The sequence below is a fragment of the Streptomyces bacillaris genome (assembly GCF_003268675.1).
Taxonomy (GTDB): Bacteria; Actinomycetota; Actinomycetes; order Streptomycetales; family Streptomycetaceae; genus Streptomyces; species Streptomyces bacillaris.
In genome coordinates this window covers 3,726,443-3,743,561 of the sequence record NZ_CP029378.1, presented here as the reverse complement: position 1 = coordinate 3,743,561, position 17,119 = coordinate 3,726,443, and the positions used below count along the sequence as shown (strand labels likewise).

Genomic DNA, 17,119 nt, shown 5'->3' with positions numbered 1-17,119 from the left:
GGCCGATCGGAACGTCGAGGGCAGGTCCGGGGGCTCGCGATCAGCTGGCGTACGAGGTCACTTCCGGGGCGTGCTGCCAGGTGTGAGCCTCGGGGTGGTCCGCGAACAGGCAGCAGCCCTCCCCGTCGGGGCCGGGGCCGGTCATGGGGCAGTCCGGCAGGGCGAGCAAGGCGGTCTCGGTGCCGTGCCAGCGGAGCCAGAGGGCGGTGCCGTACGTGTCGAGTTCGGTCAGGAGGCCGTAGTGATCGTCGCCCTCGTGGTCGGACAGTCGGCACTGGATGGCTCTGTCGACGTATCCGGTCGAAGTCCTCTGCTCTGCTTCCCGTGCCAGTTCCAGCGGCACTCGGAGCCAGCGTGTGCACCGCGTCACGGCACGCCCTGAAGCGAGTACCCGGCGTGCGAGAACTGGCTGGCGGCGGAGGTGCTCGGTTCGCATGTTGTCTGCGGACTCGTGCACAGGGGTGTTGTCCACCGCAGTCTCATCTCCTGTGTTCATGACCAGACTCCTTCGCCTGTCCTGGCACTCGTCCGGGTCAACAACCATGAAAACGGGTGGAGTCAGGGCTATCTACGGCATCGGTGCGGCACTCTTGAGGCAGAACCGTGCATGGGCCCCAGGAGGCCCAGTGCCGTGAGCGAGAGTGGGGCCATGGGACTGGCTGAGCGACGCAGGGCACTGGGTTACAGTCAGGAGAAGCTGGCCCAGTTACTCGGTGTGGACCGCACAACGGTCGGGCGCTGGGAGAACGGCAGAGTCCATCCGCAGCCACCCCAGCGGCGTGGCCTGGCTGACGCCCTCGAAGTCAGCCTCGAAGAGCTGAACGCCCTTCTCGGCTTGCGACGAGACGCAGCCCGGGAGCCCGTTGGGCACCAGCCCAGTGAGCCCCCCAACGCGGGAGACCCTGACGACATGATCCGCCGCGCTTTCCTCCGCATACTGACCGTCAGCGGTGCGCTGACCGCTCTGCCCGCAGCCGAGGCTGAAGCACTCACCGAGGGTGTGCGAAGCGGTGTTCCGGCTGGCTTCGCCCGCATGAACAGCCATTTGTGGCAGGTCTATCAGCTGTCCCGTTGCAAGGGGGCTGTCTACCCTGTTGTCCGCGATCAGCTGGCCACTCTGAACGAGGCTCTGGCCGTCCACCGTGGGAGCGTCGAGCCCCTGCTGCACGCGGCGGCGGATCTGTTCCAGCTGGCGGGAGAGGTGGCGTTCGACGCAGGCCGGTACTCCGATGCCGCGGCTTCGTACGCTCTCGCGGCTTCGGTCGGCAGAGACGCCCGGGCGTACGACCTGTGGGCGTGCGCGCTGGTCAGGCATGCGTACGTGGACATGTCCGAGCACCGTCATCACCAGGCCGCGCAGATGCTCCGCGCGGCCGAGCGCCTGGCCGCACGGGGTGATCAGAGCCTTTCGACCTGTCAGTGGGTGGCCTCGGTCCAGGCCGAGGTGTATGCGGATCTCGGTGACCTGGACGCGTGTGAGCGGGCGATGGACCGGGCTGAGGCCGTCCTTGACCTGGGCGCCAACAGCGTCAACGGTGGCTGGCTCCGGTTCGACGGTGCCCGGCTGGCCGAGGAACGCGGATCACGCTACGTGCAGCTCGGTCGCCTTGACCTGGCGGAGACCGCCTTGGAGCAGGCGCTGACACAGACTGCTCTGGCGCCAGGACAGTCGTATCGCAGGAGGGGTGCGGTGCTGACGGACATGGCGGCGATCGGGGCGAAGCGGCGGGATCCCGAGCAGATCGTCGCGTGTGGCAAGGAGGCTGTCAGCCTTGCCCGAGCTTCGGACTCGGGGTATCTCGCCCGTAGACTCCGAGGCCTGTGCGACGAGTTCGGCCCCTTGAGCCGTGACCACCGTGTGGCGGAGCTGGGGGCGGAGATCGCCGCGTTGAGCACGCCGTGACGAGAAGGGGATCGCATGTCTCAGGTCGAAGGTGCACGACTGTTCCGGGAAGCCTGGATCGCGGGGGTCCGGCGGCACTTTCCCGGGGAGCCGAAGGCCGGTTACGTCACTCCGTGGGACGAGACCCCGCAGTGGGAACGTGAGGCGGCCAGGGCCGTGTACGAGCAGGTGCGGCAGTTCGTCGAGGTCAGCGGCGGGCGTACGGGGCGGTTGACCCGGGAGCAGCGGGGGCGGTTCGTGGCCATCTGCTGGACGGCTCAAATGTTCCGGCACTTCGACGACCCGAAGCCGGGGTATGTGGCGGACTGGGCCGATCTGCCCGCCTGGCAGCAGGAGACCGACGCCGACATCTTCGACGCCATCGAGGAGGCGTCGGGTGTCAGTGCGTCCCGGTGAAAGCCCGCTTCGGGGTAGCTCTCAGGCGGCCATGCCGAGTTCCTCGCGGGTGCGCTGGATGAAGTCGCGGACCGTCGGATCGCGTCTCCAGGGGGTCAGGGCAACGTTGAACTCCCGTACGTAGTCCAGGGCTCGGCTGGACTGGACGCGGGTGAGGATGTCGACCGAGCGGTGACCGAGAGCCAGGCCGTGGTCGAGGTCGCGGGCCTGGAGGTGGGCGGTGCCGACGATGGCCAGGCGCATGCCCACGGAGCGGGTGAAGGCTCCGGACGGCATGGCGGCGGCCTGCTGGTTCCAGGCCAGGGCGGCCTTCGGGTTCTTCAGGTCTCGAAAGATCTCGGCCGCGTCGGCGGACAGGCGGGCGTGGTGGTAGAAGTCGATCCACGTGGGCTCGTCGCCGCTGTTGTCCCTTGCCTGTTCCAGCAGGGATTCGGAGGCGGCCAGGGCTCCGGAGGCCGCCTTGGCGTTGACTTCGCGGGCGTGCGCCCGGGCCTCGATGAGCTTGGTGAACGCCAGCACCCTGGGTACGGCCTGTCCCTTGGCCCGTGCGAAGGCTCCCTGGGCCATGTCCACGGCCTCGCCCGCGAAACCGCGCAGCAGCGACTGCATGGCCATCGTGGTGAGGACGTAACAGCCCAGTTGTACGTCCCCGCCAGCGCGGGCGAGCCGCAAGGCCTGGATGAAGTGGCGCTGGGCGGTGTGGTGTTCGCCCACGTCGAAAGCCGTCCAACCCGCCAGCCGGGACAGCTCACCCGTTACGGAGAAGAGTTCCCGTCCCACCCGGTCGGAGAAGGAGCCCTGGAGCAGTGGGGCCGCCCGTTCCTGGAGGCAGGCGGTGACGGAGCCGGCCTTCCAGTTCCCGCCGCCGTACTTGGAGTCCCAGCGGCGGGCGTCGTCGGCGGCCTCGCGGAGTTCGTCGAGGTCGGCGCGGCCCACCCGGTGGCCACCGCTGTGGTGTGCGGATTCGTCGGCCGGGGTGACGAGCCAGCGGGTGACCGGGGTGGTGAAGGCGGACACGGCGAAGCCTGATGCGCCTGTCGTGAGGAAGCCGCGGCGGTTCACAGAGCTCCAGAACGAAGTGGCGACGCCGACAGCGTCGGCAGGGTCCCGCGGGAAATCCAACCCCACGTTCGCGTCCGGTGTCTCCGCTTCCTTCCTCGCCACGAAGATCTCGTTCATCAATGCGATGGCCGAGGTGTGCGAGACCGCGGGTGCCGACGTGCGGGAACTGGCCGAGAGCCTTGGCCATGATGTCCGCAAACCCATTGGCCGCCGCCGAGGGTGCCGACCTGTTGCTGCATCTGACGGAGTGGCCGCAGTTCAGCAGAGTGGATCCCGCGTTCCTTGCCGGGCGGGTGGCGGTGGCCAAGGCCATCGACGGTCGCGGGGGACTTGACGCGGACGCCTGGCGCGCGGCCGGCTGGACCGTTCGCGTACTGGGCCGAGGCTGAGCACCAGGCCCGGGCGATGGGGTGGTGGGGTGGTGGTGGATCACCCCCGCCCCACCACCACCCCCGCCCGGTCGATGCAGATCACGTCCACCGACACCGGGGCGCCCCGGAGCACGGTCAGGGCCTCGTCGCGTGCCCGTGAGGCCACCAGGTCGCCCAGGGGGACCCCCGCCGCCTCGCACAGGCGCAGGGCCGCCAGGCCCGTGTTGGCCGTGGCGATCTCGGCGGCGAGGGAGTCGTCCGCGCCGCCCAGGCGGGCCAGGTCGGCCAGGAAGGTCTTGTCGACCTGGGAGCGGGCCGAGTGGAGGTCCAGGTGGCCCGCGGCCAGCTTGGAGAGCTTGGCGAAGCCGCCGCAGATGGTGAGGCGGTCGACCGGGTGGCGGCGTACGTACTTCAGGACCGCGCCCGCGAAGTCGCCCATGTCCAGCAGCGCGATGTCCGGCAGGTCGTACTCCGCGCGTACGGTGCGCTCCGAGGTCGAGCCCGTGCAGCCTGCCACGTGGGTCAGGCCCGCCGCCCGCGCCACGTCCACGCCCCGGCGGATCGAGTCGATCCAGGCCGAGCAGGAGTACGGGACCACCACCCCCGTCGTCCCCAGGATGGACAGGCCGCCCAGGATGCCGAGGCGGCCGTTCCACGTCGAGCGGGCGATCTCCTCGCCGTGGTCGACCGAGACGGTGATCTCCACGTCGCCCGGCTCCCCGTGCTCCGCCGCCACCCGCTCCACGTGCTCACGCATCAACCGGCGCGGCACCGGGTTCACCGCGGCCTCCCCGACGTCCAGGGGCAGCCCGGGCAGCGTCACCGTGCCCACGCCCGGGCCCGCCCGGAACACCACCCCGGAGCCCGGCGGCAGCCTCCGTACCGTCGCCCTCACCAGCGCCCCGTGCGTCACGTCCGGGTCGTCCCCCGCGTCCTTCACCACCCCGGCGCTCGCCCGGCCCGGCCCCAGCTCCTCCACCGCCAGCGCGAACGCCGGTGCCTGGCCCTTCGGCAGCGTGATCCTGACCGGGTCCGGGAAGTCGCCGGTCAGCAGCGCCGTGTACGCGGCCGTGGTCGCCGCCGTCGCACAGGCACCGGTCGTCCAGCCGGGGCGCAGGCCGGTGTGCTTGAGTTGTGCACTGCGACCGCCCTGCGCCTCAGCGTTCATGAGAAGAGTCCGTCCCGATGTCTGTGCCTGTGCCTGTGCCTGTGCATGTGCATGTGCTTGTTCTGGGAGGGACCACCGAGGCGCGTCGGCTGGCCGAGAGCCTCGCCGGTGACCGGCGCGTCCGCGTCACCACCTCGCTCGCCGGGCGGGTGGCCGCTCCCCGGCTGCCGCCCGGGGATGTGCGCGTCGGTGGGTTCGGCGGGGTCGACGGGCTTGCCGCGTGGGTACGGGAGCACCGCGTCGGTCTCCTCATCGATGCCACCCACCCCTTCGCCGCCACCATGAGCCGGAACGCGGCCGAGGCCGCCGCGCAGGCCCATGTTCCCCTCCTCGCCCTCCGCCGGCCCGGCTGGGTGGCCCAGGAGGGCGACCGCTGGCACTCCGTCGCCTCGCTCGCCGAGGCCGCCGAGCTGCTGCCCGCACTCGGCGAGCGGGTCTTCCTCACCACCGGGCGGATGGGGCTCGCCGCCTTCGCGGGGGCGGGCCTGGACGCGCTGTGGTTCCTCGTGCGGTCCGTCGATGCGCCGGAGCCGCCCTGCCCGGCCCGGATGGACGTGCTCCTCGACCGGGGGCCGTTCGAGCTGGAGGGGGAGCGGGAGATCCTTCGGCACCATCGCATCGATGTGCTGGTGACCAAGGACAGCGGGGGAGCCGCCACCGCGCCCAAGCTCACCGCCGCCCGTGAGGCCGGGATCCCCGTCGTCGTCGTGCGGCGGCCACCGGTCCCGGAAGGGGTGCCGGTGGCCGCCACGCCGGACGAGGCCGTGGAGTGGGTCGTACGGAAGCTCTACGCGGAAGGTTCCGGAGGAGCTGACGGCTCCGGCAGCGCGGGCGGCCCCGGCGCCTCCGGGTAGCCGCGCTCTACGCCTCCGGGTAGCGGCGCGGAGTCCACACGACGGACTCGCCCGACTCGCCCGACTCGCCCCGCCGCACCCACCGCGTCTGCGACGAGCCCACGATCAGCAGCGTCCGCATGTCCACCTCCGCCGGGTCGAGATCGGCCAGCCGCACCGTACGGACGGACTCCGCCGCGCCGCCGACGTCCCTCGCCAGCACCACCGGCGTGTCCGGAGAGCGGTGCTCCAGGAGCAGGTCACGGGCCTTGCCCACCTGCCACGTACGGGACTTGGAGCCCGGGTTGTACAGCGCCAGCACCAGGTCCGCCGAGGCGGCCGCGCGGAGGCGTTCCGCGATGACCTCCCACGGTTTGAGGCGGTCCGAGAGGGAGATCGTGGCGTAGTCGTGGCCCAGCGGTGCGCCGGCGCGCGCCGCCGCCGCGTTGGCCGCGGTGACCCCGGGCAGGACCCGTACGGGAATCTCCGCGTACTCCTCCTGCGACGCCACCTCCAGCACCGCCGTCGCCATGGCGAAGACCCCGGGGTCGCCGCCGGAGACCACCGCGACCCGGTGGCCCCGCCGGGCCAGGTCCAGCGCGAACTCCGCCCGCTCCGACTCCACCTTGTTGTCCGAGCCGTGCCGCGCCTGGCCGGGGCGGACCGGCACCCGGTCCAGGTAGGTGGTGTAGCCGACCAGGGCGTCGGCCGCCGCCAGCGCGCCCCGCGTCTGGGGGGTCAGCCACAGCGGGCCCGCCGGGCCGGTGCCGACCACGACCACGTCTCCGGAGGCCGAAGGCGCGGGGCGCGGCGCGTCCACCCGGCTCGGCAGTACCGCCACCGAGAAGTACGGCACCGACGCCGGGTCGATGTCCGCCAGTTCGCCCGTACGCTCCCCGGCCATCGTCGCCCGCTCCACGTACCGCGCCTCCGCGAGCCGCCCCGACGCCTCGAACGCGCCGCGCACCGCCGGGAACGTACGCCCCAGCTTCATCACCACCGCCGTGTCGGTGGCCGCGAGACGGGCCGTCAGCTCCTCCTCGGGCAGCGTGCCGGGCAGGATCGTGAGGATCTCCTCGCCCTCCACGAGGGGTGTGCCCAGGCGGGCCGCCGCCGCGCTCACCGACGTGACGCCCGGGATGACCTCCGTGGCGTACCGGTCGGCCAGCCGCTTGTGCATGTGCATGTACGAGCCGTAGAACATCGGGTCGCCCTCGGCGAGGACCGCCACCGTCCGGCCCGCGTCCAGGTGCGCCGCGAGACGGGCCGCGGCCTTCTCGTAGAACTCCTCCAGCGCGCCCCGGTAGCCGCCCGGGTGGTCCGTGGTCTCCGTCGTGACGGGGTAGACCAGGGCCTCCTCGATGTGGTCGGGCCGCAGGTGCTCGGCGGCGATGGAGCGCGCGATCGAGCGGCCGTGGCGGGCGCTGTGGTACGCGACGACGTCCGACTCACCGATGGCCCGGACGGCCCGCAGGGTCATCAGGTTCGGGTCGCCGGGGCCGAGGCCGACGCCGTAGAGCTTGCCGGTACGGGTGTCCTTCACCGGAGAAGTCACTGTCACTCCTCCTCGCTCGCGATGGCGTTGAGCGCCGCCGCCGCTATCGCGCTGCCGCCGCGCCGGCCCCGGATGATCAGGTGCTCCAGGCCCGACGGGTGCGCGGCCAGGGCCTCCTTGGACTCCATCGCGCCGACGAAGCCGACCGGGACGCCGATCACGGCGGCCGGGCGCGGGGCGCCCTCCTCGATCATCTCCAGCAGCCGGAACAGCGCGGTCGGGGCGTTGCCCACCGCGACCACCGCCCCCTCCATCCGGTCCCGCCACAGCTCCAGGGCCGCCGCGCTGCGGGTCGTGCCCATCTTCGCGGCCAGCTCCGGCACGGACGGGTCGGAGAGCGTGCACACCACGTCGTTGTCCGCGGGCAGCCTCTTGCGGGTGACCCCGCTGGCCACCATCGCCACATCGCAGAGGATCGGCGCGCCGGAGCGCAGAGCCGCGCGGGCGTCGGCCACGGCGTTCGGCGAGAAGGCGAGGTCGCGTACGAGGTCGACCATGCCGCAGGCGTGGATCATCCGGACGGTGACCTGGCTCACATCGGCGGGCAGCCCGGCCAGATCCGCCTCCGCGCGGATGGTGGCGAAGGACTGGCGGTAGATCGCCGGTCCGTCCTTCTCGTACTGATGCACAGTGCTGTCGCTTTCTTCTGCCGTTATGGGGGTGGGAGGGACGTGCTCAGGCGCGGGCCGCGGCCACCGTCGCCGCGAGTGCCGCCGGGTCGTTCCGGACCGTCGCCGGGGGGTCCCGGCGTTCGCCCCGTACATGCGAGATCCGGTGTCCGCCCGGCGTGGCGACCACGTCGATCCACTCCCCGTGGGGGTGACCGCAGCGGCGTTCGCACCCGGACCAGTACACAGGGAGCCGCCCGACGGGTCCGACAGCGGCCCCCGCTTCGGCCCGTACGTCGGACAGCGACTTCGCGCAGCCGGGGTGGCCGATGCAGGCGCCGACGCCGGTCCACGGGGACTCGGGGGTGGTGACCAGCCCGGCCGCCGCCAGGTTGCGCAGCGCCTCCGCCGCGCCACCCTCGTCGAAGGGGCCGGGGACGACGATGCCGCGCCACGGGGTGAGCCGCAGCTCGTTCCCGTACCGCCGGGCCGTGTCGGTCAGCAGCTGCCACTGGGCGGGGGTGAGCTGTCCGAGCGGTACGTCGACACAGATCGCGGTCGTGGTGGTGGCCGTGGCTGCTGTCGCTGCCGCGTTGCCGTGCGGTCCGGTGACGGCGCCCGGTTCCGGAGTCTTCGGTGTACGGGGGCGGGGGCGGTGCACGGGATCGCCCGCCGCCGACCCGATGGCATGGACGAGCTCCGCCCGTACGTCGTCGGGCAGATCCTTCACGCGCCAGGCGCCGGAGTCCCGGGCGGCGCGGAGGAACGCCTCGGCGGCCAGGAGCGCGGCGCGCGGGCCTTCCCCGGCCGGTATCCGGAACATCTCGTCCCCGGCCCCGATCCGCAGGAGACAGCCGGCGCCCTCCGCGATCAGGGTCACGTCCGCGCCCAGCGCGTCCACGTCACCCCGCCCGTCGTCGAGGGCGAAGAGGAAGCGGCCGGAGAGCGAAGCGGCGGCGGGCGAGCCGCACACCAGGCCGTCCAGCGCGGTCAGCCAGGGGCCGAGCGCGGGCGACCCGTCCAGTCCGGCGAGCGGCGACGCCACGATGTTGCGGGCCCGCTCGTGCGCGGCGGAGGGCAGCAGCCCGGCGTCCGTGAGCAGGGCGGCCAGCCCGCCGCCGCACTCCGTACCGAGGCCGCGCAGCTGTACGTTGCCCCGCGAGGTGAGATGCAGCTCACCGTCGCCGAACCGCTCGGCCGCCACCAGGAGCGCGTCCGCCCGGTCGGGGTCCAGGACGCCGCCGGGTATCCGTACGCGGGCGAGCGCCCCGTCGTCCGCCCGGTGCAGCCGCAGCGTTCCGGGGCAGGCGTCGCCACCGGCGCGGCGGGAGGCGCCACCCGCGGAAACGGGCGAGGGGGCGGAATCGGGCATGGCGGCGAGCATACCGACCGGGCCGCTCCCGGCGGCGGGCCCGAGGCTGTGACCTGCGGGACAGAGGCGGCGGACCGGTGGCGGGCCTGCGGCAGTGGCCTGCGGGTCGGAGGCGATGGGCCGGTGGCTGTGACCTGCGGGTCGGAGGCGATGGGCCGGTGGCGGGCCTGTTGGACAGAGGTGATGGGCCGGCGTCGGGCCTGCGGCTGCGGCCTCCGGGACTGAGCCGACGGGCCCGAGGCTGCGGCCTCCGGGACAAAGGCGGCAGACCGGTCGTCGTCACCGGAAACAGTGATCACCACCGCACCCCCGCCCCCTGCCCCGCTCCACCCCCGCCGCTTAGGATGCAGACGGTGGTCCGTTCAGGCCGCCATCGCCAGACGGCGACAGGGGAGGAAGCCCGGTGCGATTCCGGCGCGGTCCCGCCACTGTGAGTCCGGCCGCCGCCACCACCGGCTGCCGGACGAGTCAGGAACTCCCTTCCCCGAGCGCCCGGTAGCCGCCGGACCGACCGGGGAGACCCTCCGACACCGCCCGGGGCGTGGACACCCCGAGGAAGGCCTGACGCAGCATGATCCTGCTCCTGTCGACGTCCGACACCGACCTCCTGAGCGCCCGCGCATCCGAGGGGCCCGTCAGCTACCGCTACGCCAACCCCTCCCGCGTCGACCTCGACGGCCTGCCGGAGCTGCTGGACGGCGTCGACCTCGTCGTCGTACGTCTCCTCGGCGGTGTACGGGCGTGGCAGGAAGGGCTCGACGCGGTGCTGGCCACCGGGCGGCCGGTCGTCGTGCTGACCGGTGAGCAGGCCCCGGACGCCCAGTTGATGGCCGCCTCAACCGTGCCGATCGGGATCGCCGCCGAGGCGCACGCGTACCTCGCGCACGGCGGGCCCGCCAACCTGGAGCAGCTCGGCCGGTTCCTCTCCGACACCGTGCTGCTGACCGGCCACGGCTTCGAGCCGCCCGCCCCGGCCCCCGCGTGGGGCCCGCTGGAGCGGGAGGCGCGTGCGGTGCCCGAGGGCGCGCCGACCGTCGCCGTCCTCTACTACCGCGCCCACCACATGAGCGGGAACACGGCGTTCGTGGACGCGCTGTGCACGGCGGTGGAGGACGCCGGGGGCCGCCCGCTCCCGCTGTACGTCGCGTCCCTCCGTACCCCGGAGGCCGACCTCGTCGACCAACTCCGCGCCGCCGACGCCATCGTGACCACCGTCCTCGCGGCGGGCGGCACCAGGCCCGCCGAGGCGTCGGCGGGGGGCGACGACGAGTCGTGGGACGCGGGCGCGCTGACCCAGCTCGACGTGCCGATCCTCCAGGCGCTCTGCCTCACCAGCCCGCGCAGCGCCTGGGAGGAGAACGACGAGGGCGTCTCGCCGCTGGACGCGGCGACCCAGATCGCGGTGCCGGAGTTCGACGGCCGACTGATCACGGTCCCGTTCTCCTTCAAGGAGATCGACGAGGACGGGCTCCCGGCGTACGTCCCCGACGCCGAGCGCGCGGCCCGGGTCGCCGGGATCGCCGTACGCCACGCGAAGCTCCGCTCCATCCCCAACGCGGAGAAGCGCATCGCGCTGGTCCTCTCCGCCTACCCGACCAAGCACTCCCGCATCGGCAACGCGGTCGGCCTCGACACCCCCGCCAGCGCCGTGGCCCTGCTGCGCCGACTGCGCGCCGAGGGCTACGACTTCGGGCCGGAGGCCGACATCCCGGGGCTGGTCTCCGGCGACGGCGACGAGCTGATCTACGCCCTCATCGAGGCGGGCGGCCACGACCAGGAGTGGCTGACCGAGGAGCAGTTGGCGAAGAACCCGGTTCGGATCCCGGCCGCGGACTACCGCCGCTGGTTCGCCGAACTCCCGCAGGAGCTAAGGGAGTCGGTGGAGGAGCACTGGGGCCCGGCCCCCGGTGAGATGTTCGTGGACCGGTCCGCCAACCCGGACGGGGACATCGTCCTCGCGGCCCTGCGGCGCGGGAACCTGCTCATCCTCATCCAGCCGCCGCGCGGCTTCGGCGAGAACCCGATCGCGATCTACCACGACCCCGATCTCCCGCCGTCCCACCACTACTTGGCCGCCTACCGCTGGATCGCCGCCTCCGCCGAGGACAACGGCTTCGGCGCGGACGCGATGATCCACCTGGGCAAGCACGGCAACCTGGAGTGGCTGCCCGGCAAGAACGCGGGCCTCTCCGCCGCCTGCGGCCCCGACGCGGCCCTGGGTGATCTCCCGCTCGTCTACCCGTTCCTGGTGAACGACCCGGGCGAGGGTACGCAGGCGAAGCGCCGCGTCCACGCCACCCTCATCGACCACCTCGTACCCCCGATGGCCCGCGCCGACAGCTACGGCGACATCGCGCGCCTGGAGCAACTCCTCGACGAGCACGCCCAGATCGCCGCGATGGACCCCTCCAAGCTCCCCGCGATCCGCGCCCAGATCTGGACCCTGATCCAGGCCGCGAAGCTCGACCACGACCTCGGGGTGGAGGACCGCCCGGAGGACGAGGGCTTCGACGACTTCATCATGCATCTGGACGGCTGGCTCTGCGAGATCAAGGACGTCCAGATCCGCGACGGCCTGCACGTCCTCGGCAACCCGCCCGCCGGGAACGACCGGGTCAACCTGGTGCTCGCCGTCCTCCGCGCCCGCCAGATCTGGGGCGGTACGGCATCCCTCCCCGGCCTCCGCGAGGCCCTGGGCCTCGACGAGTCGGCCGCCACCCGCACGGACGCGGACGCGATCGAGGAGCAGGCGCGCGCCCTGGTCCAGGCGATGGACGACGCGGACTGGGACCCGGAGGCAGTGGCTGGGGTCGCCGCAGGCCTGCCGGACGCCGTGGCCGACATCCTGACCTTCGCGGCCACCGAGGTGGTCCCGCGCATGGCGGCGACGACCGACGAACTCACCCACGCCGTGCACGCGTTGAACGGCGGATTCGTCCCGGCGGGCCCGTCCGGCTCCCCGCTCCGCGGCCTGGTCAACGTCCTCCCCACGGGCCGCAACTTCTACTCGGTCGACCCGAAGGCGGTCCCCTCCAAGCTGGCCTGGGAGACGGGCCAGGCCCTGGCCGACTCCCTCCTGACCCGCTACCGCACCGACAACGGCGACTGGCCCACCTCCGTCGGCCTCTCCCTCTGGGGTACGAGCGCGATGCGCACGGCGGGTGACGACATCGCGGAGGCGTTCGCGCTGCTCGGCATCCGCCCCGTCTGGGACGACGCCTCGCGCCGAGTGACGGGCCTGGAGCCCATCCCGTACGCCGAGTTGGGCCGACCGCGCATCGACGTCACGCTCCGCATCTCGGGCTTCTTCCGGGACGCGTTCCCGCACACGATCGGGCTGCTCGACGACGCCGTACGCCTGGCCGCCTCGCTCGACGAACCGGCCGAGCAGAACTACGTACGGGCCCACGCCCAGGCCGACTTGGCCGAGCACGGTGACGAACGCCGGGCCACCACCCGCATCTTCGGCTCGCGCCCCGGCACGTACGGCGCCGGCCTCCTCCAGCTCATCGACTCCCGCGACTGGCGCACCGACGCCGACCTCGCGGAGGTCTACACGGTCTGGGGCGGCTACGCCTACGGCCGCGAGCTCGACGGCCGCCCGGCCCGCGAGGAGATGGAGAGCGCCTACAAGCGCATCGAGGTCGCCGCGAAGAACACCGACACCCGCGAACACGACATCGCGGACTCCGACGACTACTTCCAGTACCACGGCGGCATGGTGGCCACCGTGCGCGCGCTCAAGGGCAAGGCCCCGGAGGCGTACATCGGGGACTCCACCCGCCCCGAGACCGTCCGCACCCGCACGCTCGTCGAGGAGACCTCCCGCGTCTTCCGCGCCCGGGTCGTCAACCCCAAGTGGATCGAGGCGATGCGCCGCCACGGCTACAAGGGCGCGTTCGAGCTGGCCGCCACGGTCGACTACCTCTTCGGCTACGACGCCACGACGGGCGTGGTCGCGGACTGGATGTACGACAAGCTCACCGAGACGTACGTCCTCGACCCGGAGAACCGCCAGTTCCTCCAGGAGGCCAACCCCTGGGCCCTGCACGGCATCGCGGAACGCCTGTTGGAGGCCGAGTCCCGCGGCATGTGGGCCAAGCCGGACCCGGCGGTCCTCGAAGCGCTGCGCCAGGTCTACCTGGAGACGGAGGGCAACCTGGAGGGCGAGGGCTGACACCCTCTCCCCCCCGCTCTTCTTACGTTCCCGCCCCTGCCCCGATCTGCCTCCGACCGTCACAATCACGGATATGGGGACAGCGGGGCAGGGGCAGGAACGGGGCCCGGCGAGCAACGACGAGCCCAACAAGACACCGAACAAAGGCGATTCACCCGGACACGCGCCTGACCATTCGCCCGGGCACACGGCTGGCCATTCGCCAGGACACGCGCCCGGGCACACGGCCGAACGCCCGCCCGGGGGCCTGCCCGGGCACGCGACCGTACACCCTCCTGCCCGCCCACCCTCCCGCCGCCTGGCGGTCCTCCGTCTGACCGCCACGTCCGGCGTGACCGGTGCGGCGCTGGCGGCCGTCGCGGTCGGGGTCATCCTGGAGGACGTGCCGGTCTTCGCCGCCGGGGGCGGGGTCCTGGCCCTCCTGATCCTGTTCGCCGTCCTCGGCGGCAAGCGACGCCCGGCGGGCGGGGAACCACCGGTCGGCCGGCTCGCCCTGGCCCGGATCGAGGACCTGCGGGCGACGGGCGGCGAATCGGCCGACGTACCGGTCAAGTTCAGGCTCACCGTGGCCCCGGACCCGGAGGACGCCCGGCCGGCCTACCGCGTGAAGATCACCCAGCACATCAACCTGGTCGACCTCCCCGCCTACCGCCCGCGCGGCATCGCGGTCGTCGAGTACCGTCCGGACAAGCCCTGGGACGTACGGATCGTCACCCGCCCCACCCCGGAGTGGTCCCGCCGGGCCGAGGAGGCGGAGATCGACTCCGCGCCCGACTCCACGCTGGTGAGCAACCCGGACGTGGGCGAGGGCTCGTGGTGCCTGCTGGTCCTGCTCGCGTTCCTGGCGGGCGCGGTGCTGGTGGTGCTTCTCTTCCGGGGCCCGCTGTTCACGGCGGTGAACGACGAGGACACACCCCCCAACTCCCCCTCCACCTCCTCCTCTTCCTCCACATCCCGAACCTTCACGACCTCCACCACCGTCTCCGGCCCCTCCTCCTCCCTGCTCACCTTCGGGCGGATGCGGGCGACCGCGATGGAGCTGGAGAGCCGGGTGGAGACCGCGTACGTCACCGAGGTCCCCATCGAGGACCGGCGCATGGCGGTGAGCGGCGACTCCACCCGCCCGCCCACCGAGACGTTCCACCTCCAGTCCCTCCCGTACGAACTCCTCCCCGCCCTCGTCCGCGAGGCCCGCACCACCCTCGGCGTGCGCACCCCCGAGATCTGGCGCATCGACATCACCCCGCCCTCCGGCGACGGGGTGGGACCACGCGTCCGCATCACGGTGAGCGGCCCGGAGGGCACCGCCCACCTGGACGCGGACGCGACGGGGCGCGTGGTGGAGCGGCGGGGTGTGGGGGAGAGCGCCGACGTCAGCTGAGGGCGATCGTCACGAGAGAGACCGCGGCGGCCAGAGAGATGATGCCCGTGGCGGTGGCGAGGAACCAGCTCTCTGACAGATCAGTCCGTAGCGGTCGGAGGGGCCGGAAGGATGAGCAACTCTTCTTCTACCAGCGCCTGCGAGGGGAAGACCGGCGCCCGGCCGCCCAGGTGTGAGGCCAGGAGAGGTGCAGCCACTCCCGGCCGGTCGTATGGCCCTCCAGGAGCACGGGTCGTAGGGCCCGATCTCGTTGGCGTAGACGCCCCAGGGCCCCCACCGGATGGACCCCGATCCTTCGGCACCACCCGGCTCCCCCGCCATGTTCACGATCGAAAGCATCCGGACATACCCCGTCCTGACCGTCTCGACCGGGGGAGATCGCAGGGGAAGGTACACCTCGAAGGCCGGGGCCGCGGCAGGGCGGTCGTGGAGTGGTCGACCGACGGCCTTGTGGATGCTTCGAGCCGACGGCTGACCAGCGGCTCGCAAGAATCGGCGCGGCCGGGGTTAGCGACGGAGGGGTGCCAGATGGCTCGTGTGTTTATCAACTACCGCAGGGGAGAGGGAGCCTATGCGGCGGCTCTTCTGGACGAACTGCTGTCGGCGCACTTCGGTGAAGAGAGGGTATTTCGCGCAGCGAAATCCATAAAGGCGGGAGCCGATTTCGCGACATCCATACTGGAGGCTGTGGGGGAGTGTCACGTCATGCTCGTCATAGTGGATCCGGGCTGGTCGAGCAGGTTCACCCCCTCCGATCGTCGCCCCTCGCCCTCACAGGACTGGGTGAGGAGGGAGATCGAAGAGGCAATCAGGCTTGATCGAACCGTCGTTCCTGTGCTGCTGTCCGGAGCGGAGCGTTTACGCCAGGACGATCTGCCGGAGGAGCTCACACGACTGGCTTGCGCGCAGTACCTTCGTTTCGATTACCGCCGGGCCCGCCAGGATGCGATGTACATAGCCGAGCAGTTGGCCCGGGTGTCCCCACGTATTGCGGGGCGGCGAGTGCCTTGGCTTCGGTGCCCCGAATGGGCTCGACTTCTGCGTGTGCCAGGCGCTGACCGATCGGGGCCGGGAACGACAGCGAGGCCGGACTGGCCACCTGCCGCTGACGCTCACGAGGGAGGTCGGTGATCGCCTGTCTCGCGACGGCCTCTTGGAGGTGAGGGCCCGCAGATGCGACCGCCGGTTCGCATCTCCCCGATCTTACGAGCACTCGGGCCCGCTCAGCACAGGGAGCTGTTCCTCAGTCACGGCCAAAGGTCTACGGTCTGCCTGTTGTCCGTTGAGTGTGTAGCGCGCGCTGGGCACACGACGACCCCGATGCTGGAATGGCGACCATGGCCGACACCCCGCCCCGCCGCCCCGGGCCCCACGAAGCGCACGACACCGACCTGATCGTCATCGGTGGCGGTCCGGCCGGTTGTGCCGCCGTCCGGATGGCTGCCGGTGTCGGCATGCGCTCGGTTCTGGTCGAGCCGGACACCCTCTGCCGCAACCTTTACCGCATCCCGGCCCTGAACAACGTCCTCGGCGGCCACACCAGCGGTCCCGCCCTGGCCGACGCCATCGCGGCGGAGGTGCGGGGCACGGAGCTGTGCCGCCCGCTGCTCGGCCGCCGTGTCGTCGAACTGCGCGGCCACGACGACCACATCGCCGTCACCCTGGACACCGGTACGCGCCTGACGGCCCCGTACGCGGTCGTCGCCACCGGCGTCGGCCCCCTCCAGCCCGGCGACGTCCCCTGGGTCACCGCCCCCGACGGCCTCACCCTCCCGCCGCTCCCGCAGGCCGACCCGGACCACGCCGAAGGCCGTACGCTCCTCGTCCTCGGCGGCGACCGCCCGATCGGCACCTTCCTCCGCGCCCACCCGGCCACCGCCACCCGCCTGCTCGTGGCGTACCCGGAGGCGGACACGTACAAGGTCGAGGAGATCCGCGACGATCCGCGCGTCACGCTCCTGCCCGTCGAGCATCTGACGCTGTACGCCTCCGAAGGAGGTGGGGTGGCCGCGGACGTACGGAGCCGGGGAGGCGGACACCGTACGATCACGGTCGACGCCGCCCACGTCAGCATCGGGAGCGCGCCCACCGCCCCCGCGGGCGACCTCGTCCGGGACGCCGACGGCTACTGCCCGCCGGGCGGCCAGCACCCGCGCATCATCGTCGCCGGTGACCTGCGCTCGGCGCGCTTCCAGCGGATCATGACGGCCATGGGCTCCGGCAGCGAGGCCGCCCTGCGTGCCTACTACGCGGCACGGGGACTGCCCCTCGGGGGCTGACCGGCGCGCAGCCT

The 17,119-nt window shown here is 72.3% G+C and carries 14 protein-coding genes and 1 riboswitch; of the genes, 8 read left to right on the top strand and 6 right to left on the bottom strand.

Annotated features, from left to right (window positions below; translation table 11 throughout):
• Positions 1-40 precede the first annotated feature (40 nt).
• Complete coding sequence (locus tag DJ476_RS16000) at positions 41-343, bottom strand: hypothetical protein (protein WP_070200649.1); 303 nt, start codon at positions 341-343, stop codon at positions 41-43.
• 306 nt (positions 344-649) lie between these two features.
• Here DJ476_RS16000 and DJ476_RS15995 point away from each other — a divergent pair, with 306 nt between their 5' ends.
• Both DJ476_RS15995 and DJ476_RS15990 read left to right on the top strand, forming a co-directional pair.
• Positions 650-1,903 (top strand): helix-turn-helix transcriptional regulator, encoded by a 1,254-nt coding sequence (locus DJ476_RS15995; RefSeq protein ID WP_112492532.1) that lies wholly within the window; start codon positions 650-652, stop codon positions 1,901-1,903.
• Between the two features lie 15 nt (positions 1,904-1,918).
• Positions 1,919-2,299, top strand: coding sequence for a hypothetical protein (locus DJ476_RS15990; protein ID WP_112490833.1), 381 nt, complete (start codon positions 1,919-1,921; stop codon positions 2,297-2,299).
• 21 nt (positions 2,300-2,320) lie between these two features.
• Here the strand turns inward: DJ476_RS15990 and DJ476_RS15985 are convergent, their stop codons facing one another.
• Complete coding sequence (locus DJ476_RS15985; protein WP_318294709.1) at positions 2,321-3,316, bottom strand: sporulation protein; 996 nt, start codon at positions 3,314-3,316, stop codon at positions 2,321-2,323.
• 233 nt (positions 3,317-3,549) lie between these two features.
• Between DJ476_RS15985 and DJ476_RS35600 the strand changes: the two genes are divergently transcribed.
• The gene (locus DJ476_RS35600) at positions 3,550-3,750 is read left to right on the top strand and encodes a hypothetical protein (RefSeq protein ID WP_404827605.1); all 201 of its coding nucleotides are present in this window, start codon (positions 3,550-3,552) and stop codon (positions 3,748-3,750) included.
• A 40-nt stretch (positions 3,751-3,790) separates the two neighbouring features.
• Here the strand turns inward: DJ476_RS35600 and DJ476_RS15975 are convergent, their stop codons facing one another.
• The gene (locus tag DJ476_RS15975) at positions 3,791-4,900 is read right to left on the bottom strand and encodes a cobalt-precorrin-5B (C(1))-methyltransferase (RefSeq protein WP_112490831.1); all 1,110 of its coding nucleotides are present in this window, start codon (positions 4,898-4,900) and stop codon (positions 3,791-3,793) included.
• Positions 4,901-4,917: 17 nt separating this feature from the next.
• Between DJ476_RS15975 and DJ476_RS15970 the strand changes: the two genes are divergently transcribed.
• A complete protein-coding gene (locus DJ476_RS15970; RefSeq protein ID WP_208853505.1) occupies positions 4,918-5,754 on the top strand; it encodes a cobalt-precorrin-6A reductase in 837 nt (278 codons plus the stop codon).
• A gap of 7 nt (positions 5,755-5,761) precedes the next feature.
• Here DJ476_RS15970 and DJ476_RS15965 read toward each other — a convergent pair whose 3' ends face one another.
• Genes DJ476_RS15965 through DJ476_RS15955 form a run of 3 tightly spaced genes read right to left on the bottom strand, consistent with a single transcriptional unit; the run spans position 5,762 to position 9,280 of the window.
• A complete protein-coding gene (locus DJ476_RS15965; protein ID WP_112490830.1) occupies positions 5,762-7,276 on the bottom strand; it encodes a precorrin-2 C(20)-methyltransferase in 1,515 nt (504 codons plus the stop codon).
• A gap of 14 nt (positions 7,277-7,290) precedes the next feature.
• Positions 7,291-7,917: a precorrin-8X methylmutase gene (locus DJ476_RS15960; RefSeq protein WP_103420577.1), complete on the bottom strand. Its 627-nt coding sequence runs from the start codon at positions 7,915-7,917 to the stop codon at positions 7,291-7,293.
• 46 nt (positions 7,918-7,963) lie between these two features.
• Positions 7,964-9,280: a cobalamin biosynthesis protein CobG gene (locus DJ476_RS15955; protein ID WP_112490829.1), complete on the bottom strand. Its 1,317-nt coding sequence runs from the start codon at positions 9,278-9,280 to the stop codon at positions 7,964-7,966.
• Positions 9,281-9,660: 380 nt separating this feature from the next.
• Positions 9,661-9,746, top strand: a riboswitch (cobalamin riboswitch).
• A 93-nt stretch (positions 9,747-9,839) separates the two neighbouring features.
• On the opposite strand from DJ476_RS15955, the gene cobN reads away from it, so the two are divergent.
• The 4 genes from cobN to DJ476_RS15935 all read left to right on the top strand — a co-directional run bounded on the left by cobN (position 9,840) and on the right by DJ476_RS15935 (position 17,105).
• Positions 9,840-13,445: a cobaltochelatase subunit CobN gene (gene cobN / locus DJ476_RS15950; RefSeq protein WP_112490828.1), complete on the top strand. Its 3,606-nt coding sequence runs from the start codon at positions 9,840-9,842 to the stop codon at positions 13,443-13,445.
• A gap of 331 nt (positions 13,446-13,776) precedes the next feature.
• Positions 13,777-14,826, top strand: coding sequence for a hypothetical protein (locus DJ476_RS15945; RefSeq protein ID WP_112490827.1), 1,050 nt, complete (start codon positions 13,777-13,779; stop codon positions 14,824-14,826).
• A gap of 111 nt (positions 14,827-14,937) precedes the next feature.
• On the top strand, positions 14,938-15,957 hold the full coding sequence (locus DJ476_RS36070) for a toll/interleukin-1 receptor domain-containing protein (protein WP_112490826.1): 1,020 nt from the start codon (positions 14,938-14,940) through the stop codon (positions 15,955-15,957).
• Between the two features lie 206 nt (positions 15,958-16,163).
• A complete protein-coding gene (locus DJ476_RS15935) occupies positions 16,164-17,105 on the top strand; it encodes an FAD-dependent oxidoreductase (protein ID WP_112490825.1) in 942 nt (313 codons plus the stop codon).
• Positions 17,106-17,119: the final 14 nt, after the last annotated feature.

What these genes read in the sequence shown, in the direction of transcription:
- DJ476_RS15995 (WP_112492532.1), top strand. Translation starts at nt 650, where the DNA reads ATGGGACTGGCTGAGCGACGCAGGGCACTGGGTTACAGTCAGGAGAAG.
- DJ476_RS15990 (WP_112490833.1), top strand. Translation starts at nt 1,919, where the DNA reads ATGTCTCAGGTCGAAGGTGCACGACTGTTCCGGGAAGCCTGGATCGCG.
- DJ476_RS35600 (WP_404827605.1), top strand. Translation starts at nt 3,550, where the DNA reads ATGTCCGCAAACCCATTGGCCGCCGCCGAGGGTGCCGACCTGTTGCTG.
- DJ476_RS15975 (WP_112490831.1), bottom strand. Translation starts at nt 4,900, where the DNA reads ATGAACGCTGAGGCGCAGGGCGGTCGCAGTGCACAACTCAAGCACACC.
- DJ476_RS15970 (WP_208853505.1), top strand. Translation starts at nt 4,918, where the DNA reads ATGTCTGTGCCTGTGCCTGTGCCTGTGCATGTGCATGTGCTTGTTCTG.
- DJ476_RS15955 (WP_112490829.1), bottom strand. Translation starts at nt 9,280, where the DNA reads ATGCTCGCCGCCATGCCCGATTCCGCCCCCTCGCCCGTTTCCGCGGGT.
- cobN (WP_112490828.1), top strand. Translation starts at nt 9,840, where the DNA reads ATGATCCTGCTCCTGTCGACGTCCGACACCGACCTCCTGAGCGCCCGC.
- DJ476_RS36070 (WP_112490826.1), top strand. Translation starts at nt 14,938, where the DNA reads ATGAGCAACTCTTCTTCTACCAGCGCCTGCGAGGGGAAGACCGGCGCC.
- DJ476_RS15935 (WP_112490825.1), top strand. Translation starts at nt 16,164, where the DNA reads ATGGCCGACACCCCGCCCCGCCGCCCCGGGCCCCACGAAGCGCACGAC.